Source organism: Pseudomonas sp. 22515, from assembly GCF_052044625.1.
Lineage (GTDB): Bacteria > Pseudomonadota > Gammaproteobacteria > Pseudomonadales > Pseudomonadaceae > Aquipseudomonas > Aquipseudomonas alloputida.
The window spans coordinates 460,420-475,156 of the sequence record NZ_JBQENN010000001.1; the positions used below are offsets into that span (position 1 = coordinate 460,420).

At 63.0% G+C, this 14,737-nt stretch carries 14 protein-coding genes; 4 read left to right on the forward strand and 10 right to left on the reverse strand.

Going from position 1 to position 14,737, the window contains the following annotated elements:
- Positions 1–27 precede the first annotated feature (27 nt).
- A complete protein-coding gene (gene leuS / locus ACTJJN_RS02070; protein WP_221099790.1) occupies positions 28–2,634 on the reverse strand; it encodes a leucine--tRNA ligase in 2,607 nt (868 codons plus the stop codon).
- 227 nt (positions 2,635–2,861) lie between these two features.
- Between leuS and ACTJJN_RS02075 the strand changes: the two genes are divergently transcribed.
- Together ACTJJN_RS02075 and ACTJJN_RS02080 are read left to right on the forward strand one after the other, a co-directional pair.
- A complete protein-coding gene (locus ACTJJN_RS02075) occupies positions 2,862–3,176 on the forward strand; it encodes a hypothetical protein (protein WP_012053802.1) in 315 nt (104 codons plus the stop codon).
- A gap of 134 nt (positions 3,177–3,310) precedes the next feature.
- On the forward strand, positions 3,311–4,072 hold the full coding sequence (locus ACTJJN_RS02080) for a YdcF family protein (protein WP_017147976.1): 762 nt from the start codon (positions 3,311–3,313) through the stop codon (positions 4,070–4,072).
- Between the two features lie 145 nt (positions 4,073–4,217).
- On the opposite strand, the gene lnt is transcribed toward ACTJJN_RS02080, so the two are convergent.
- The 4 genes from lnt to ACTJJN_RS02100 are packed head-to-tail and all read right to left on the reverse strand — an operon-like array spanning position 4,218 to position 8,073.
- A complete protein-coding gene (lnt, locus tag ACTJJN_RS02085) occupies positions 4,218–5,735 on the reverse strand; it encodes an apolipoprotein N-acyltransferase (RefSeq protein WP_003249759.1) in 1,518 nt (505 codons plus the stop codon).
- Between the two features lie 8 nt (positions 5,736–5,743).
- On the reverse strand, positions 5,744–6,583 hold the full coding sequence (locus ACTJJN_RS02090; protein ID WP_003249762.1) for an HlyC/CorC family transporter: 840 nt from the start codon (positions 6,581–6,583) through the stop codon (positions 5,744–5,746).
- Positions 6,584–6,608: 25 nt separating this feature from the next.
- Positions 6,609–7,082 carry an rRNA maturation RNase YbeY gene (gene ybeY, locus ACTJJN_RS02095; RefSeq protein WP_003249763.1) on the reverse strand — a complete coding sequence of 158 codons (474 nt, stop codon included), beginning with the start codon at positions 7,080–7,082 and terminating at the stop codon, positions 6,609–6,611.
- Positions 7,075–8,073, reverse strand: a complete 999-nt coding sequence (locus ACTJJN_RS02100) for a PhoH family protein (RefSeq protein ID WP_004576915.1) — start codon at positions 8,071–8,073, stop codon at positions 7,075–7,077. The genes ybeY and ACTJJN_RS02100 overlap by 8 nt, the downstream gene beginning before the upstream one ends.
- 232 nt (positions 8,074–8,305) lie before the next feature.
- On the opposite strand from ACTJJN_RS02100, the gene ACTJJN_RS02105 reads away from it, so the two are divergent.
- Positions 8,306–8,632, forward strand: coding sequence for a DUF1820 family protein (locus ACTJJN_RS02105; RefSeq protein ID WP_003249769.1), 327 nt, complete (start codon positions 8,306–8,308; stop codon positions 8,630–8,632).
- A gap of 3 nt (positions 8,633–8,635) precedes the next feature.
- Here the strand turns inward: ACTJJN_RS02105 and ACTJJN_RS02110 are convergent, their stop codons facing one another.
- From ACTJJN_RS02110 to ACTJJN_RS02125, 4 genes are all read right to left on the reverse strand, one after another.
- Positions 8,636–9,181: a tetratricopeptide repeat protein gene (locus ACTJJN_RS02110; protein ID WP_004576914.1), complete on the reverse strand. Its 546-nt coding sequence runs from the start codon at positions 9,179–9,181 to the stop codon at positions 8,636–8,638.
- A 244-nt stretch (positions 9,182–9,425) separates the two neighbouring features.
- Positions 9,426–10,709, reverse strand: a complete 1,284-nt coding sequence (gene hemL, locus ACTJJN_RS02115) for a glutamate-1-semialdehyde 2,1-aminomutase (RefSeq protein ID WP_440780855.1) — start codon at positions 10,707–10,709, stop codon at positions 9,426–9,428.
- A 16-nt stretch (positions 10,710–10,725) separates the two neighbouring features.
- Positions 10,726–11,349, reverse strand: coding sequence for a thiamine phosphate synthase (gene thiE / locus ACTJJN_RS02120; protein WP_004576913.1), 624 nt, complete (start codon positions 11,347–11,349; stop codon positions 10,726–10,728).
- Positions 11,350–11,362: 13 nt separating this feature from the next.
- Entirely contained in the window at positions 11,363–12,160 is a 798-nt protein-coding gene (locus ACTJJN_RS02125; protein WP_440780858.1) for a hydroxymethylpyrimidine/phosphomethylpyrimidine kinase, read from the reverse strand.
- A 265-nt stretch (positions 12,161–12,425) separates the two neighbouring features.
- On the opposite strand from ACTJJN_RS02125, the gene ACTJJN_RS02130 reads away from it, so the two are divergent.
- Positions 12,426–14,414 carry a sensor histidine kinase gene (locus ACTJJN_RS02130; protein WP_221099787.1) on the forward strand — a complete coding sequence of 663 codons (1,989 nt, stop codon included), beginning with the start codon at positions 12,426–12,428 and terminating at the stop codon, positions 14,412–14,414.
- Positions 14,415–14,556: 142 nt separating this feature from the next.
- On the opposite strand, the gene ACTJJN_RS02135 is transcribed toward ACTJJN_RS02130, so the two are convergent.
- Positions 14,557–14,682: a diguanylate phosphodiesterase gene (locus ACTJJN_RS02135; RefSeq protein WP_196250024.1), complete on the reverse strand. Its 126-nt coding sequence runs from the start codon at positions 14,680–14,682 to the stop codon at positions 14,557–14,559.
- Positions 14,683–14,737: the final 55 nt, after the last annotated feature.

Genomic DNA, 14,737 nt, shown 5'->3' on the forward strand with positions numbered 1-14,737 from the left:
CGCAGCCAATGCGGGTGGGCGTTTTCATCAGTTGGCGACGATGTTGACCAGCTTGCCCGGTACCACGATGACCTTGCGGATGGTCAGGCCATCGATGAAGCGCAGGACATTCTCGTTGCTGCGGGCAGCGGCTTCGACTTCTTCGCGGCTGGCAGCAGCAGGCATCTCGACCTGGCCGCGCAGTTTACCGTTGACCTGAACCACCAAGGTAATGGAGTCCTGCACCAGCGCCTGTTCGTCGACGCTTGGCCAGGCGGCATTGATCACCGAGCCTGCGTGGCCCAGGTGCTGCCACAGCGCGTGAGAGATGTGCGGAGTGATCGGCGCCAACAGCAGTGTGACGGCTTCCAGGCCTTCCTGCAGCAGGGCGCGGTCCTGTTCGGTGGCTTGCGGGGCCTTTTCCAGCACGTTCATCACGGTCATCACCTGGGCGATGGCGGTATTGAACTTGTGGAACTGGCCCACATCGGTGCTGGCCTGCTTGATGGCCGCATGAATGGCGCGGCGGATGACCTTTTGCGCGTCGTCCAGGGCGGCAACATCCAGCTTGCCTGGCAGGCCCTGGCTGACGTGAGCCTGAGCCAGGCGCCAGACACGGCGCAGGAAGCGGCTGGCACCTTCGACGCCGGAGTCGGACCATTCCAGGCTCATGTCGGGCGGCGAGGCGAACATCATGAACAGGCGGCAGGTGTCGGCACCGTAGGCTTCGATCATGGACTGCGGGTCTACGCCGTTGTTTTTCGACTTCGACATCTTCTCGGTGCCACCGATTTCCACCGGCAGGCCGTCGGTCTTCAGGCGGGCGCCAATGATCTTGGCTTTGGCATCACGCTCGATTTCGACATCGGCCGGGTTGAACCAGTCCTTGCCGCCGTTGCTGGCAACGCGGTAGTAGGTCTCGGCGACCACCATGCCCTGGGTCAGCAGGTTCTTGAATGGCTCGTTCGAGGTGACCAGGCCTTCGTCACGCATCAGCTTGTGGAAGAAGCGCGCGTACAGCAGGTGCAGGATCGCGTGTTCGATACCACCGATGTACTGATCTACCGGCAGCCAGTGGTTGGCGGCTTTGGGGTCGACCAGGCCTTTGTCGTAGTTTGGCGAGGCGTAGCGGGCGAAGTACCAGGACGACTCGACGAAGGTGTCCATGGTGTCGGTTTCGCGCTTGGCCGCAGCACCGCATTTCGGGCAGCTGCATTCGTAGAATTCAGGCATGCGCGCCAGTGGCGAACCAGCGCCGTCCGGCACCACGTTCTCCGGCAGGGTGACCGGCAGCTGGTCTTCCGGCACCGGGACGTCGCCGCAGGACGGGCAGTGGATGATCGGGATCGGGCAGCCCCAGTAGCGCTGGCGGCTGATACCCCAGTCGCGCAGGCGGAACTGGGTACGCGATTTGCCCAGTTCCTTGCGGATCAGGGCCGCTTCGATGGCGTCGAAGGCACCAGCAAAGTCCAGGCCGTCGAACTCGGCGGAGTTGATCAGCTGGCCGTGCTCGCCATAGGCGGCCTGCCACTCGCTGCCGACTTCATCGCCAGCGCTGGTGCGCACCACAGCCTTGACTGGCAGGTTGTACTTGTGGGCGAACTCGAAGTCGCGCTCGTCGTGGGCCGGCACGGCCATGACCGCGCCATCACCGTAGTGCATCAGCACGTAGTTGGCGACCCATACTGGCAGCTTCTCGCCAGTCAGCGGGTGCTCGACCAGCAGGGAAGTGGCCATGCCTTTCTTCTCCTGGGTGGCCATGTCGGCTTCGGCAACGCTGCCGCTCTTGCACTCATCGATGAACGCCTGCAGCGCCGGGTTGCCCTGCGCAGCCTGGGTGGCCAGCGGGTGCTCGGCGGCGACGGCGACGTAGGTGGCGCCCATCAGCGTGTCCGGACGGGTGGTGAAGACCTTGAGGGTGCCTTCGTGGCCGATGCTGGCCTGGTCGTACGGGAACTGGACTTCCATGCCGCGCGATTTGCCAATCCAGTTGCGCTGCATGGTCTTGACCTGCTCAGGCCAGCCCGGCAGCTCGTCGAGGCTCTCCAGCAGCTCGTCGGCGTAATCGGTGATGCGGAAGTAGTACATCGGGATTTCGCGCTTTTCGATCAGCGCGCCCGAACGCCAGCCACGGCCGTCGATGACTTGTTCGTTGGCCAGTACGGTCTGGTCCGCCGGGTCCCAGTTCACGGTACCGTTCTTGCGGTAGATGATGCCTTTTTCGAACAGGCGGGTGAACAGCCACTGCTCCCAACGGTAGTAGTCGGGTTTGCAGGTGGTGACTTCACGTGCCCAGTCGATGGCCAGACCCAGGCTCTTGAGCTGGGTCTTCATGTAGTCGATGTTTTCGTACGTCCACTTGGCCGGGGCGACGTTGTTTTTCATCGCCGCGTTTTCCGCGGGCATGCCGAAAGCGTCCCAGCCCATCGGCTGCAGGACGTTCTTGCCCAGCATGCGCTGGTAGCGGGCAATCACGTCACCGATGGTGTAGTTGCGCACGTGGCCCATGTGTAGCTTGCCGCTCGGGTACGGGAACATCGATAGGCAATAGTAGGTGTCTTTGCCTGGCTGTTCGGTAACAGCGAACGATTGTTGCTCGTCCCAGAACTTCTGGGCGGCGGCTTCGATATCACGGGGCGTGTATTGTTCGTGCATGGCTACTTTTGGCTGAGAGAGAAGAGACCTTGTTCCAGGCAGCGGAACCTCGCTGCGTCCGGCACTCCGGTGTCGTTTAGAGTGAACGCCGTAGCATACAGCAGCGCCGCGCATCGTGGGAAACCTTCGTTGCGAATGGCCGCTGGTCGCGGCGCACGGCTGCTTTTTGCAGCGACGCTAAGCTCAGGTGTGGGGGGAGATATTCTTACCTTCAATGAGGTGAACGGATGGGAGAGACGCAGCTACCCGCAATCAGACCGGAGCTTTACGAGCGCCTGATCGACCGGCTTGGCCTGGCACTGGAAACGGCCAGGACCTCGGTGCGATTGCGCGACGAGATGCCAGCTGAGCTTGAGTTGCGTGGCCTGAGCCACGCGGAGTTCGAAGTGATCAAGGCCTACCTGGAATCCCTTCCGGAGCGCCACAATGCCGCTGTCGGCAGTTACCCACAAGCGGAGCCGACATCGGCCAAGATCATCTGGCTCAAGGACAAGAAACGCCCCGCCAGTACGGCGAGATCCAGGACGCTGCCACATCGCTAGCCGTTCAGGACGCCAGGCGCAGGCTATCGCGCGCCGGTTCTTCACTATCACACAACTCAAGATCGACGCCGGTACGCACTTGTTGACCGGCGTCGATCCTTCTAGGCTGCACGCCTGCCAAGGAGGTGTGGCCGATGCCGATCCGATTCTTCATCAAACAATGGCTGATGCCGCCGGGCGTGCTGTTTTTGCTGCTGCTTGCGGCATGGTGGCTGCGTACGCGGCGGCCACGGTTGGCGGCGCTTTGCTTTAGCGTAGGGCTGGGTGGCCTGTGGTTGATGAGCCTGCCGCTGGTGGTGCAGGAAACCGCCCGTGTGCTGGAAAGTGAGCCGCCGCTGGCCGTGAGCGACTGGGCCGGCCTGGCGAACCGGGCGGATGCCATTGTGGTGCTGGGCGCCGGGCGCGAGCGCGGGGACCCGGCCTGGGGTGGCAGTGACCAGCCCACGGCCACGGCACTGGAACGTATGCGCTTTGCCGCGCGGCTGGCCAAGGCCTCGGGCCTGCCAGTGTTGACCAGTGGTGGGTTGCATTACGGCACGCCGCCCAGCGAGGCGAGGCTGATGGCGGAACGCCTGCATGAAGATTTCGCGGTCGAGGTGAAATGGCGCGAAGAGGCCAGCCGCACGACCTGGGAAAATGCTCAGCTCACGGCCAAGGTGCTGCAGCCTTTGGGGTTTCGCCGGGTGGTGCTGGTGACCCAGGCCTGGCATATGCAGCGTTCCCGCTGGAGTTTTGAAAAGGCGGGTTTTGAGGTGGTGCCGGCGCCGGTGGGGTTTCTTGGGCGCGATCATGCGCGGCCGTTTGGCGGTCTGCTGCCAGAGAGCCGGGCGATGTGGCAGAGCGGGCAGTTGTTCAATGAAGTGGTGGGGTTGGTGGGGTATCGGGTGTTCTACTGATTCACCGGCTTACATAATCCCCTGTAGGAGCGGGCTTGCCCGCGAAAGGGCCTGCCCTGCCGGCCAATCTCCACCCGCCGTTCACGTTGCCGCGACTACCGTATTCGCGGGTAAACCCGCTCCCACAGTGGCCGCGTATCGCCAATCAGACGGTTTTTGCAATACGCCCTGCCAGCAACGCCCAGCCCAGCAGCAACGCACAGACAATTGCCAGCGGCCATGAGCGCCATTGCAGGTAAGGCGTCAGCTGCTGCATCGGCACCACCTCGCCATACAGCACGGCCTGCTGGAACTGCGGAACCTGCGTGGTAATGCGGCCAAACGGGTCGATCAGCGCGGTCACGCCGTTGTTGGTGGCGCGGATCATCCAGCGGCCGGCTTCCAGCGCGCGCATCTGCGCCATCTGCAGGTGCTGCAAGGGGCCGATCGATTTGCCGAACCAGGTGTCGTTGCTGATGGTCAGCAGCAGGTCGCTACGCGCAGCCAGGCCGGCGGCGAACTCGGGGTAGACCACCTCGTAGCAGATGTAAGGCGCAATCTGGTAGCCCTTGGCCTGCAGCAGCGGCTGATCTTCCGGGCCGCGGGCGAAGTCCGACATGGGCAGGTTGAAGAACTCGATGGCCCCACGCAGCACGTCTTGCAGCGGCACATACTCGCCAAATGGCACCAGCTTCTGCTTGAGGTAGGTGCCATCGCCTTCGCCAGTGACGGTGATGCCGTTGTAGTAGCGGCGCTGGTGGTGCACTTCTTCACGCACCGGCACGCCCGTGATCAGTGCCGAATGGCGCTCGGCAGCGAAGCGGCCCATCACGTCGATGTAGCCCTGGGCCTGGTCCTTGAGCACCGGAACGGCGGTTTCCGGCCACACCAGCAGGTCCACCGGCCTGGAACTGAAGCTCAGGTCGCGGTATAGCGCCAGTTGCGCGTCGATGTGCGCGGGGTCCCATTTCAGGTCCTGCTCGACGTTGCCCTGGATCGCTGCCACTTTCAGCGGCTCGCCTGCCGGAATGGTCCAGGCATGGCCCTTGAGCGCCAGGCCCAGCCCCCAGGGGGCCAGCAACAGCACACTGGCCACGGCCAGAAACGAGGGGCGGGTGCGCAGGCGGTGCAGGTTGCACAGCAGGGCGGCGGTGAGGGCGAGGGTGAAGGAAATCAGCCAGACGCCGCCCAGCGGCGCAAGGCCGGCCAACGGGCCGTCCAGTTGGCTATAGCCGGCGTAGAGCCAGGGGAAGCCGGTCAGGAACCAGCCGCGGAAGGCCTCTTGCAGTAACCAGAGGGCGGCGAAGCACAAGGCGTCGGCCAGTGGTGCTTCGTTGCGGCGTAGCCAGCGCGCCCATAGCCAGGTGGGCAGGGCGAAGAACCAGGCCAGTGCGGCGAAGAACGCCAGCAGCAACACGATTGCCAACAGCGGCGAGGCGCCGCCGTAGGTGTTCATGCTGACGTAGATCCACCAGGTGCCGGCGCCATACAGGCCGAACCCAAACCACCAGCCACGCCACATGGCCTGGCGCGGGCTGAGCTCGCGCAGGCCAAGGTAGAGCACTGCGATGGACAGCACCGCCAACGGCCAGATGTCGAACGGCGCCAGGGCCAGGAGGGTGGAAGCACCGGCCGCCAGGGCCAGCAGGTTACCGGGCCAGCCGGGGCGGGTGATCCAACGCATGTTTGTCCTTAACGGGTGATCGGGGTCAGGCGCAGCAAGTGTATCCGCCGGCTGTCGGCGTTGAGAATACGGAACTTGTAAGACCCGATCTCAGTGGTTTCGTTGCGCTTGGGCAGGTGGCCAAAGGCGCTCATCACCAGGCCGCCGACCGTGTCGAACTCGTCATCGGAGAACTCGCTGTCGAAGAACTCGTTGAAGTTCTCGATCGGGGTAAGCGCTTTGACCAGGAAATCACCGCTGGGCAGTGGTTTGATGTAGCTGTCTTCCTCGACGTCGTGCTCGTCTTCGATATCGCCGACGATCTGTTCCAGCACGTCCTCGATGGTGACCAGGCCCGCCACGCCGCCATATTCGTCGATGACGATGGCCATGTGGTTGTGGTTGGCGCGGAATTCACGCAGCAACACGTTCAGGCGCTTGGACTCGGGTACGAAGGTGGCCGGGCGCAGCAGGTCCTTGATGTTGAAGCTGTCGCCGTTCTCCTTGAGGATCAACGGCAGCAAGTCTTTGGCGAGCAGGATCCCGAGCACATCGTCATGGCTTTCGCCGATTACCGGGTAGCGCGAGTGCGCGGCGTCGATCACCGCCGGCAGGAACTCGCGAGGCGACTGGCCGGCCTTGATGCTGTTCATCTGCGAGCGCGGCACCATGATGTCGCGAACCTGCAGGTCGGCGACCTGAATGGCGCCTTCGACGATGGTCAGCGCTTCGCTGTCCAGCAATTTGTTCTGATGGGCTTCGCGCAGCAGCTCAAGCAGCTCCTGGCGGTTTTTCGGCTCATGGGCAAAAGCCTGGGTCAGTTTACCCAGCCAGGACTTCTGCCCGTTGCTCGATCGATCTTCGCTCATGGCGGTTCTCGTGATCCTTCGTGTATCAGTGTGTGATTGAGTCGGTTTCATCATCGGCATACGGGTCAGGGTGACCCAGTTCTGCCAGCAATTCCCGTTCCAGGCTTTCCATTTCCTCAGCCTCCTCATCTTCGATGTGGTCATAGCCGAGCAAGTGCAGGCAACCGTGGATGACCAGGTGTGCCCAGTGCGCTTCCAGCGATTTGCCTTGTTCGGCCGCTTCGCGCTCGACCACCGCTACACAGATGACCAGGTCGCCCAGCAGCGGGATATCGAGCAGCTCATCGGGCACATCGGCCGGGAACGACAACACATTGGTCGCGTAGTCCTTGTGCCGGTAGGTATGGTTCAGCTCCCGGCCTTCGGCTTCGTCGACCAGGCGAATGGTCATTTCCGAGTCGGCGCTGCGCTGGCGCAACGCCAATTCACACCAGCGGCGCAAGGCGGCGTCTTCTGGCGTGGCAGCATCCGTGGCCCGTTGGATATCAAGTTCAAGCATCTTTGCCGGGCGCCTCGGGCTTGGACTGGCGGGCTTCGAAGCGGTCGTAGGCTTCGACGATACGCTGAACCAGTGGGTGACGAACCACATCCTTGGGTTGGAAATGGGTAAAGCTGATCCCCGGAACGTCCTTCAGCACCTCGATCACGTGCGCCAGGCCCGACTTGGTGCCACGGGGCAGGTCGACCTGGGTGATGTCACCGGTGATCACCGCGGTAGAGCCGAAGCCGATGCGGGTCAGGAACATCTTCATCTGCTCAAGCGTGGTGTTCTGGCTTTCGTCGAGGATGATGAAACTGTTGTTCAGGGTGCGGCCACGCATGTAGGCCAGAGGGGCGATTTCGATCACCTGGCGTTCGATCAGCTTGGCCACGTGTTCGAAGCCGAGCATTTCGTACAGGGCGTCGTAAAGCGGGCGCAGGTACGGGTCGATTTTCTGTGCCAGGTCGCCGGGCAGGAAACCGAGCTTTTCACCCGCCTCGACCGCCGGGCGCACCAGCAGGATGCGGCGCACCTGTTCGCGCTCCAGCGCGTCCACGGCGCAGGCTACGGCCAGGTAGGTCTTGCCGGTACCGGCCGGGCCGATGCCGAAATTGATGTCGTTGGCCAGGATTTCCTTGACGTAGCGCTGCTGGTTGAGCCCGCGCGGGCGAATGTTGCCCTTGCGCGTGCGCAGCGACACGCTGACCTCGTTGACGGCCGGGTTGTCGATGTTTTCGACAGCCGATTCCTGCAGGTACAGGTGCACGGTTTCCGGTGACAGGTCGGTGGCCTTGGTCTCGCGATAGAGACGGCGCAGCAGCTGTTCGGCAGCGGAGGTGGTCCTGGGTTCGCCGATCAGTTCGAACTGATTGCCGCGGTTGCGGATCTCGATGGCCAGGCGCTGTTCGATCAGGCGCAGGTGCTCGTCGAACTGGCCGCACAAGTTGGCGAAACGGTGGGCCTCGAAGGGTTCGAGGATGAAGCGATGGGGTTCTATGGGTGCGTTCAAGGTCGTTTTTAGCCGCTCGACGGCGATGGAGTTGAACTCAAGAATAACCCTTGAATGGCAGTGGCGAAAGCACTGAAACGTTCAACGGTATGTACGGGCTGTTCTGGCCTCCCCGCGGGTCAACCCGCTCCGGCAAGGCCGGTGGGGATCCTGTGGGCGCGGGTTCACCCGTGAACAGGCCAGAACAGGTATCATGCCCACCTTTTCTTACGCATGTGTTATCTGGCCGAACATGAGCAAACGCGAACCCGCCATCTATAAAGTGATCTTCCTGAACCAGGGTCAGGTCTTCGAGATGTACGCCAAGCAGATCTACCAGAGTGACCTGTGGGGCTTTCTGGAAATCGAGGAGTTTGTGTTCGGCGAGCGCTCGCAACTGGTAGTGGACCCGAGTGAGGAGAAGCTCAAGAGCCAGTTCGACGGAGTGGTCCGCAGTTTCGTGCCGATGCACTCGATTGTGCGCATCGATGAGGTGGAGCGCCTGGGCACGGCGAAGATCAGCGAGGCCAAGGGCGGCGGCAATGTGATGCCGTTCCCGATGCCAATGCCGGAAAAGTGACCTTCAGGGAAGCGGCGAGAACGGCGTGCGCCCTTCGGCGTTCTGCAGTTCGAGCAGGTACTTGCGGAAAATCTGGCCGAGCACCTGGGTGGCATGCTCCAGTTCGTCACGGGGCATTTGCTCGGTCACTTCGTCGGCCATGTCCAGCGCATCTTCGGCGCCGTTGACCGCAGCCATTTTCAGCAGGATGTAGGCCTGTACGTTGTTGGCCTTGACCCCTTCGCCATGGAAGAACATGGCACCCAGACGGTATTGGGCGTCGGCTTGGCCTTGCAGCGATGCCTTCTGGAACCAGTCCAGGGCTTTGCCCAGGTTTTTTGGCGTTTGCGTGTAGTAATACTCGCCCAGTTCGAATTGCGCCTGGGCATCCCCCGCAGTCGCCGTCTGCTCGCAGGCCTTGAGGGCGTTTGCCAGGTCTTCAGGCTGAACGTTCAAGGTGCAGCGGCCCGTCGCCGGAATCAGCAACGAGTTACCGCCCTCCGCCAGGGCCAGCAGGGGCTGAAGAAGCAACAGGCAGCCCAGGGTCAGGGCGCGGCCGGTGCGGTTCATGGGGATCGACTTACCTCTGCAAAGCTGCGGCCAATGTCTCTGGTGGCACATTATGGGATAAGCAGCGCCAACCTTACAAAGTTTTACTCGAATTTCTGCTTGGTTGGGGAAGTCAGCTGATTGTGCGTGCGTAATTATTGCCTGTACCGGCCTCTTCGCGGGTGAACCCGCGCCTACAAGGGGGCGTCGCTTTCATGAGTGTAGGCGTGGGTTTGCTCGCGAAGAGGCCGGTACAGGCTGGCCATCACTTCAGGGCAGCAAAGGCTTTCTCAGCCGCATCCAGGGTGATCTGCAGCTCCTTGTCGCCATGGGCGATGGAGGTGAAGCCCGCCTCGAATGCGCTCGGTGCCAGGTACACGCCACCGTCGAGCATCAGGTGGAAGAAGCGCTTGAAGCGCTCGGCATCGCTGGCCATCACGTCTTCGAAGGTGACGATATCGTCGGCGCCGCTGAAGTACAGGCCGAACATGGCACCGGCCTGGGTGGTGACGAATGGCACACCAGCGGCATCGGCGCGTTGCTGCAGGCCGTCAAGCATGCGGCTGGTGTAGTCGGTCAGCTCGGCGTGGAAGCCTGGGCGGCTGATCAGCTTGAGGGTGGTCAGGCCGGCGGCCATGGCCAGCGGATTGCCCGACAGGGTGCCGGCCTGGTAGACCGGGCCGAGCGGGGCGATGCAGCCCATGATTTCACGCTTGCCGCCGAAACAGCCGACCGGCATGCCGCCACCGACGATCTTGCCGAAGGTCGACAGGTCCGGCTTGATGCCGTAATGGCCCTGGGCGCCGCCGAGCGAGACGCGGAAACCGGTCATCACTTCGTCGAAGATCAGCACCACGCCATGCTTGTCGCATTGCTCGCGCAGGCCCTCGAGGAAACCCGGTGCCGGTGGTACGCAGTTCATGTTGCCGGCCACTGGCTCCACGATGATGCAGGCCACGGTCTGGCCAACGTCGGCCAGGGTCTTCTCGACGGCGGCGATGTCGTTGAACGGCAGGGTCAGGGTGTGCTTGGCGAAGTCCGCTGGCACGCCTGCCGAACTTGGCACGCCTTGGGTCAGCAAGCCGGAGCCGGCTTTTACCAGCAGGCTGTCGGAGTGGCCGTGGTAGCAGCCTTCGAACTTGATGATGGCATCACGGCCAGTGTAGCCACGTGCCAGTCGGATGGCACTCATGGTGGCTTCAGTGCCCGAGCTGACCATGCGCACCATTTCCATCGACGGGACGATCGAGCAGACCAGGTCGGCCATCTCGGTTTCCATGGCGGTCGGCGCGCCGTAGGACAGGCCATGCTCCAGCTGCTTGCGTACCGAGTCCAGCACGTCCGGGTGGCCGTGGCCGAGAATCATCGGGCCCCAGGAGCCGACGTAGTCGACGTAGCGTTTGTCGTCCTCGTCAACGACATAGGCGCCTTCGGCATGCTTGAAGAACAGCGGCGTGCCGCCAACGCTCTTGAAAGCGCGGACTGGCGAGTTGACACCGCCAGGGATGTGCTTCTGGGCTTGGGCGAACAGGGCTTCGGAACGGGACATGGCAGTATCTCTCGAATCAGGATGCGAACAAGGCGTTGAAGGCGCGGGCGCGGCGGGTGACTTCCTGCGCGCTGTCGGCACCGAACAAGCCGTGGATCACCGCCAGCAGGTCGGCACCGTGGGCGACCAGCGGGGCGGCGTTGTCGAGGGTGATGCCACCGATCACGGCGATCGGCAGTTTCACCTGGGCGCGGGCCTGCTCAAGCAGGCCGACATTGGCAGCGGGCGCGCCCGGCTTGGTGACAGAATTGAAAAAGCGGCCAAAGGCCACGTAGCTGGCGCCTTCGCTGGCAGCCTGGGCGGCCAGTTCGAGGCTGGCGTGGCAGGTGGAGCCGATGATTGCCTGACGGCCGAGCAGTGCGCGGGCCGGGGTCAGCGGGCCGTCGGTCTGGCCCAGGTGCACGCCGACACCCAGGCGGGCGGCCAGTTCGGCGTCATCGTTGATCAGCAACTGGGTGCCGTAACGCTCGCAGAGCTTCATCAGCCCTTCGGCTTCACGCAGGCGGCGCGCTGCATCGTCGCTCTTGTCGCGGTACTGCAGCAGGCACACGCCGCCTTCCAGGGCCGCCTCGACATGGGACAGGAAACGGCCGGCGAGCAGCTGGCTGTCGGTGATGGCGTACAGACCGCGTAGCTTCATTGAAGGCCTCGTATCAGGAGCAGAAGTCCAGGGGCAGGCGGCGCGGCACGTACTGGCCCTTGCCCAGTTGCTCGGCGTCACGCAGGGTGCGCCAGGTGTAGTCCAGGGCGGTGCGCACGGCGCTTTCCAGCTGCTCGCCGAGCGCCAGGCGGCCGGCCAGGGCGCTGGCCAGGGTGCAGCCCGAGCCGTGGTAGCTGCCTGGCAGGCGCTGGCACGTCCAGGTGAAGTGCTGGCCGTCCTGGGTGTACAGGCGGTTGTGGATTTCGTCTTCGTCGCCGTGACCGCCGGTAATCAGCAGGTGTCTACAGAACGGCAACAGTTTCTCGGCACATTCGTCAGCGCTGCCTTCGGGCAGTTCGGCGAGGATGCGTGCTTCGGGCAGGTTCGGCGTGGCGATGGTCGCCAGCGGCAGCAGGCGTTCGCGCAGGGCATAGCCCACTTCGTCCTTGCCCAGGCGGCCACCGCCACCGGCACGCAGCACCGGGTCGCAGACCAGCGGCAGGTGGGGGTGGGCGGCCAGCAGTTCGGCGACGGTGTCGACCATCTCGATCGAGCCGAGCATGCCCAACTTGACGGCGGCCACCGTGGAGTCGGCCAGCACGGCGTTGGCCTGGGCCAGCACCCACTCGCGCTCGAGCACGCGGAAGTCGGAAACGTTGACGGTATCCTGCACGGTCAGGGCGGTCACTGCAGGTGCAGCGTGGCAGCCTTGGGCGATCAGGGCTTCGATATCTGCCTGCAAGCCGGCGCCGCCACTGGGGTCGTGGCCGGAGAGACAGAGGACAACGGGGCGGGAGCTGTAGGTATTCATGGTCGGCGAGCTTACCACCAAACCTGTTTGGGCGGATCGTCCGACAAACGAGTTTTACTGATCGATCGGTCAGGTTACTGATTGGTTTTCTTTTGAAAGCATTGATTTAGAGCCTTTTCTTTGTGTTTTTATGTGGCCGATTGCCAGGTTGTGAGGCTATGCTAGAGTGCTCGGATAACTCGACAAACGGGTGCTGCAGGATCACGTCGTCTCAAACGGATGGGAGGCTACCGCGACGCGACCGGGCAGGCCATGCTGGGGCTGTATGCGCTATTTGCTGATTGTGCTTATGGGTTTGCTGCCCGTGCTGGCCGGAGCGGTCGATTTCGACGACGCTACCCGGCATCTCCCACTGGGCAAGGCCATGCAGGTTTATGAAGACCCCGATGGCAATGCCAGCATCGCTCAGGTCAGTGCCCCCGGGTTTGCCAAATACTTTCAGCCCCACCGTGAGGATGTGCTGAACGCCGGTTACTCCACCTCGGTGTTCTGGCTCAAGGTCGAGCTGCGCCCCGTTGCCGTGCCCAGCGCAGCCCCGCGGCAATGGCTGCTGGAGCTGGCCTACCCGCCGCTGGATCACCTCGAACTGTATTTGCCTGACAGCAGCGGCTTGTACCGCCTGGCGCAGCGCACGGGCGATGCCTTGCCCTACGACAGCCGACAGATCCGGCAGAACAACTACTTGTTCGAACTGCAACTGCCACCTGGCAAGGTGACCACCGCGTACCTGCGACTGCAAAGCCAGGGTTCGGTGCAAGCGCCGCTGGCACTATGGTCCCCTGAAGCCTATCTGGAAGAGCAGCCCACGCGCCTGTATGTGCTGGGGATGATCTACGGCGTGTTGCTGGTGATGCTGGTGTACAACCTGTTCATCTACCTCAGCGTGCGTGACGTCAGCTACCTCTATTACATCCTTTACATCGCTTCGTTCGGCCTTTACCAGGTCTCGGTGAACGGCGCCGGTGTAGCCTATTTCTGGCCAGACAGCCCTTGGTGGGCGAATGCCTCCACGCCTTTGTTCATCGGTGCAGCCGGCCTGTTCGGTTGCCAGTTCGCCCGGCACTTCCTGCAATTGGGCAGCATCAGCCGTGGTTTCGACCGCCTGTTGCAACTGCTGATGCTGGGTGGCGCGCTGGTCATGGTACTGGCGGTGAGCATGCCCTACGGCATTGCGCTGCGCATGGCCACGCTGCTGGCGCTGCTGTTCACCATAAGCGTTTTCAGCGCCGGCCTTTATGCCTGGTGGCGCGGCTTTCGAGTGGCGCGCTGGTTCATCATCGCCTGGACGGCGTTCCTGCTGGGTGGTCTGGTCAACACCTTGATGGTGCTGGGCTACCTGCCGAACGTGTTCATCACCATGTATGCCAGCCAGCTCGGTTCGGCCTTGGAAGTGGCTTTGCTGTCGCTGGCGCTGGCCGACCGCATCAACAGCCTGCGCGAGCAGCAGGCACAGACCTTGCGCGACACTGGGCGTACGCTGGAGCAACTGAACCTGCAACTGGCCAGGAGCAATCGTCTGAAGGACGAGTTCCTGGCCAGCGTGACGCATGAACTGCGCACCCCGATGAATGGGGTGATTGGCTCGCTCGAGCTGATGCACACCCTACCGATGGGGGCTGAAATGGCTCAGTACCATCACACGGCAGTGGGGTCTGCCCAAGGCATGATGGATATGGTCGATGCCATTCTTACCCTGTCCGAATTGCAGGCCGGCCGCCTGCGGGCGCAGCCGGCACCGTTCAGCCTGCGCGCCCTGTTGCAAGGCTTGCGCGCCGGTTATGCCGGGCAGGCGCTGGGCAAAGGCTTGTACCTGAGCCTGGATATTCCGGCCGACCTGCCGGACGGGTTGCTCGGTGACGGGCAGAAACTGGCGCACTGCCTGGGTTGCCTGGTGGACAACGGTTTGAAGTTCACCCATCAGGGCGGTGTGATGATCCAGGTGCGCGGCCGCCGGGTGGGGCCGGATGATCTGGCGTTGACCTTTACCGTCAGCGACAGCGGTATCGGTTTCGATGATCTGGAGCAGTCGACCCTGTACCAGCGGTTCTTCCAGGTCGACGGTTCGATGACCCGGCGGTATGGCGGTTTGGGGATTGGGTTGTCGATTTGCCGGCAGATGGGAGAGTTGCTGGGGGCCAGATTGGCGCATGAATCGACGCGCGGGTTGGGCAGCCGCTTCGAGTTGAGTTTGAATGTGGCGATTTCGCAGGTGCAGATGAGCCCGAACCTGCTGCAGGTGCGGCGCTCGCTGTAGCGCACAGCCTGTAGGCGCGGGCTTGCCCGCGAAAGGGCCGCGCCTGCTGGCCAGTTTCCACCCGCCGTTCACCGTTGCCGCCACCACCGTATTCGCGGGTAAACCCGCTCCTAAACATGCACAGGTCGTTGTAGGAGCGGGTTCACCCGCGAAAGGGCCGGGTCTGCTGGCCGATATCCAGCCGCCGTTCACCGTTGCCGCCGCCACCGTATTCGCGGGTAAACCCGCTCCTACGCGCGCGCACGCCTGCAACCACACGTTTAGTCATTAATACCCCTTTGACTACCCCGCAAGCAGTGCTTCACTGGGTCTTTCAAGCCTAC

Bases quoted from the DNA above. Each gene is read 5' to 3' on its own strand.
- ACTJJN_RS02075 (WP_012053802.1), top strand. From the start codon at position 2,862: ATGGGAGAGACGCAGCTACCCGCAATCAGACCGGAGCTTTACGAGCGC.
- ybeY (WP_003249763.1), bottom strand. From the start codon at position 7,082: ATGCTTGAACTTGATATCCAACGGGCCACGGATGCTGCCACGCCAGAA.
- leuS (WP_221099790.1), bottom strand. From the start codon at position 2,634: ATGCACGAACAATACACGCCCCGTGATATCGAAGCCGCCGCCCAGAAG.
- ACTJJN_RS02105 (WP_003249769.1), top strand. From the start codon at position 8,306: ATGAGCAAACGCGAACCCGCCATCTATAAAGTGATCTTCCTGAACCAG.
- ACTJJN_RS02135 (WP_196250024.1), bottom strand. From the start codon at position 14,682: ATGACTAAACGTGTGGTTGCAGGCGTGCGCGCGCGTAGGAGCGGGTTT.
- lnt (WP_003249759.1), bottom strand. From the start codon at position 5,735: ATGCGTTGGATCACCCGCCCCGGCTGGCCCGGTAACCTGCTGGCCCTG.
- ACTJJN_RS02130 (WP_221099787.1), top strand. From the start codon at position 12,426: ATGCGCTATTTGCTGATTGTGCTTATGGGTTTGCTGCCCGTGCTGGCC.
- ACTJJN_RS02125 (WP_440780858.1), bottom strand. From the start codon at position 12,160: ATGAATACCTACAGCTCCCGCCCCGTTGTCCTCTGTCTCTCCGGCCAC.
- ACTJJN_RS02080 (WP_017147976.1), top strand. From the start codon at position 3,311: ATGCCGATCCGATTCTTCATCAAACAATGGCTGATGCCGCCGGGCGTG.
- hemL (WP_440780855.1), bottom strand. From the start codon at position 10,709: ATGTCCCGTTCCGAAGCCCTGTTCGCCCAAGCCCAGAAGCACATCCCT.
- thiE (WP_004576913.1), bottom strand. From the start codon at position 11,349: ATGAAGCTACGCGGTCTGTACGCCATCACCGACAGCCAGCTGCTCGCC.
- ACTJJN_RS02090 (WP_003249762.1), bottom strand. From the start codon at position 6,583: ATGAGCGAAGATCGATCGAGCAACGGGCAGAAGTCCTGGCTGGGTAAA.
- ACTJJN_RS02110 (WP_004576914.1), bottom strand. From the start codon at position 9,181: ATGAACCGCACCGGCCGCGCCCTGACCCTGGGCTGCCTGTTGCTTCTT.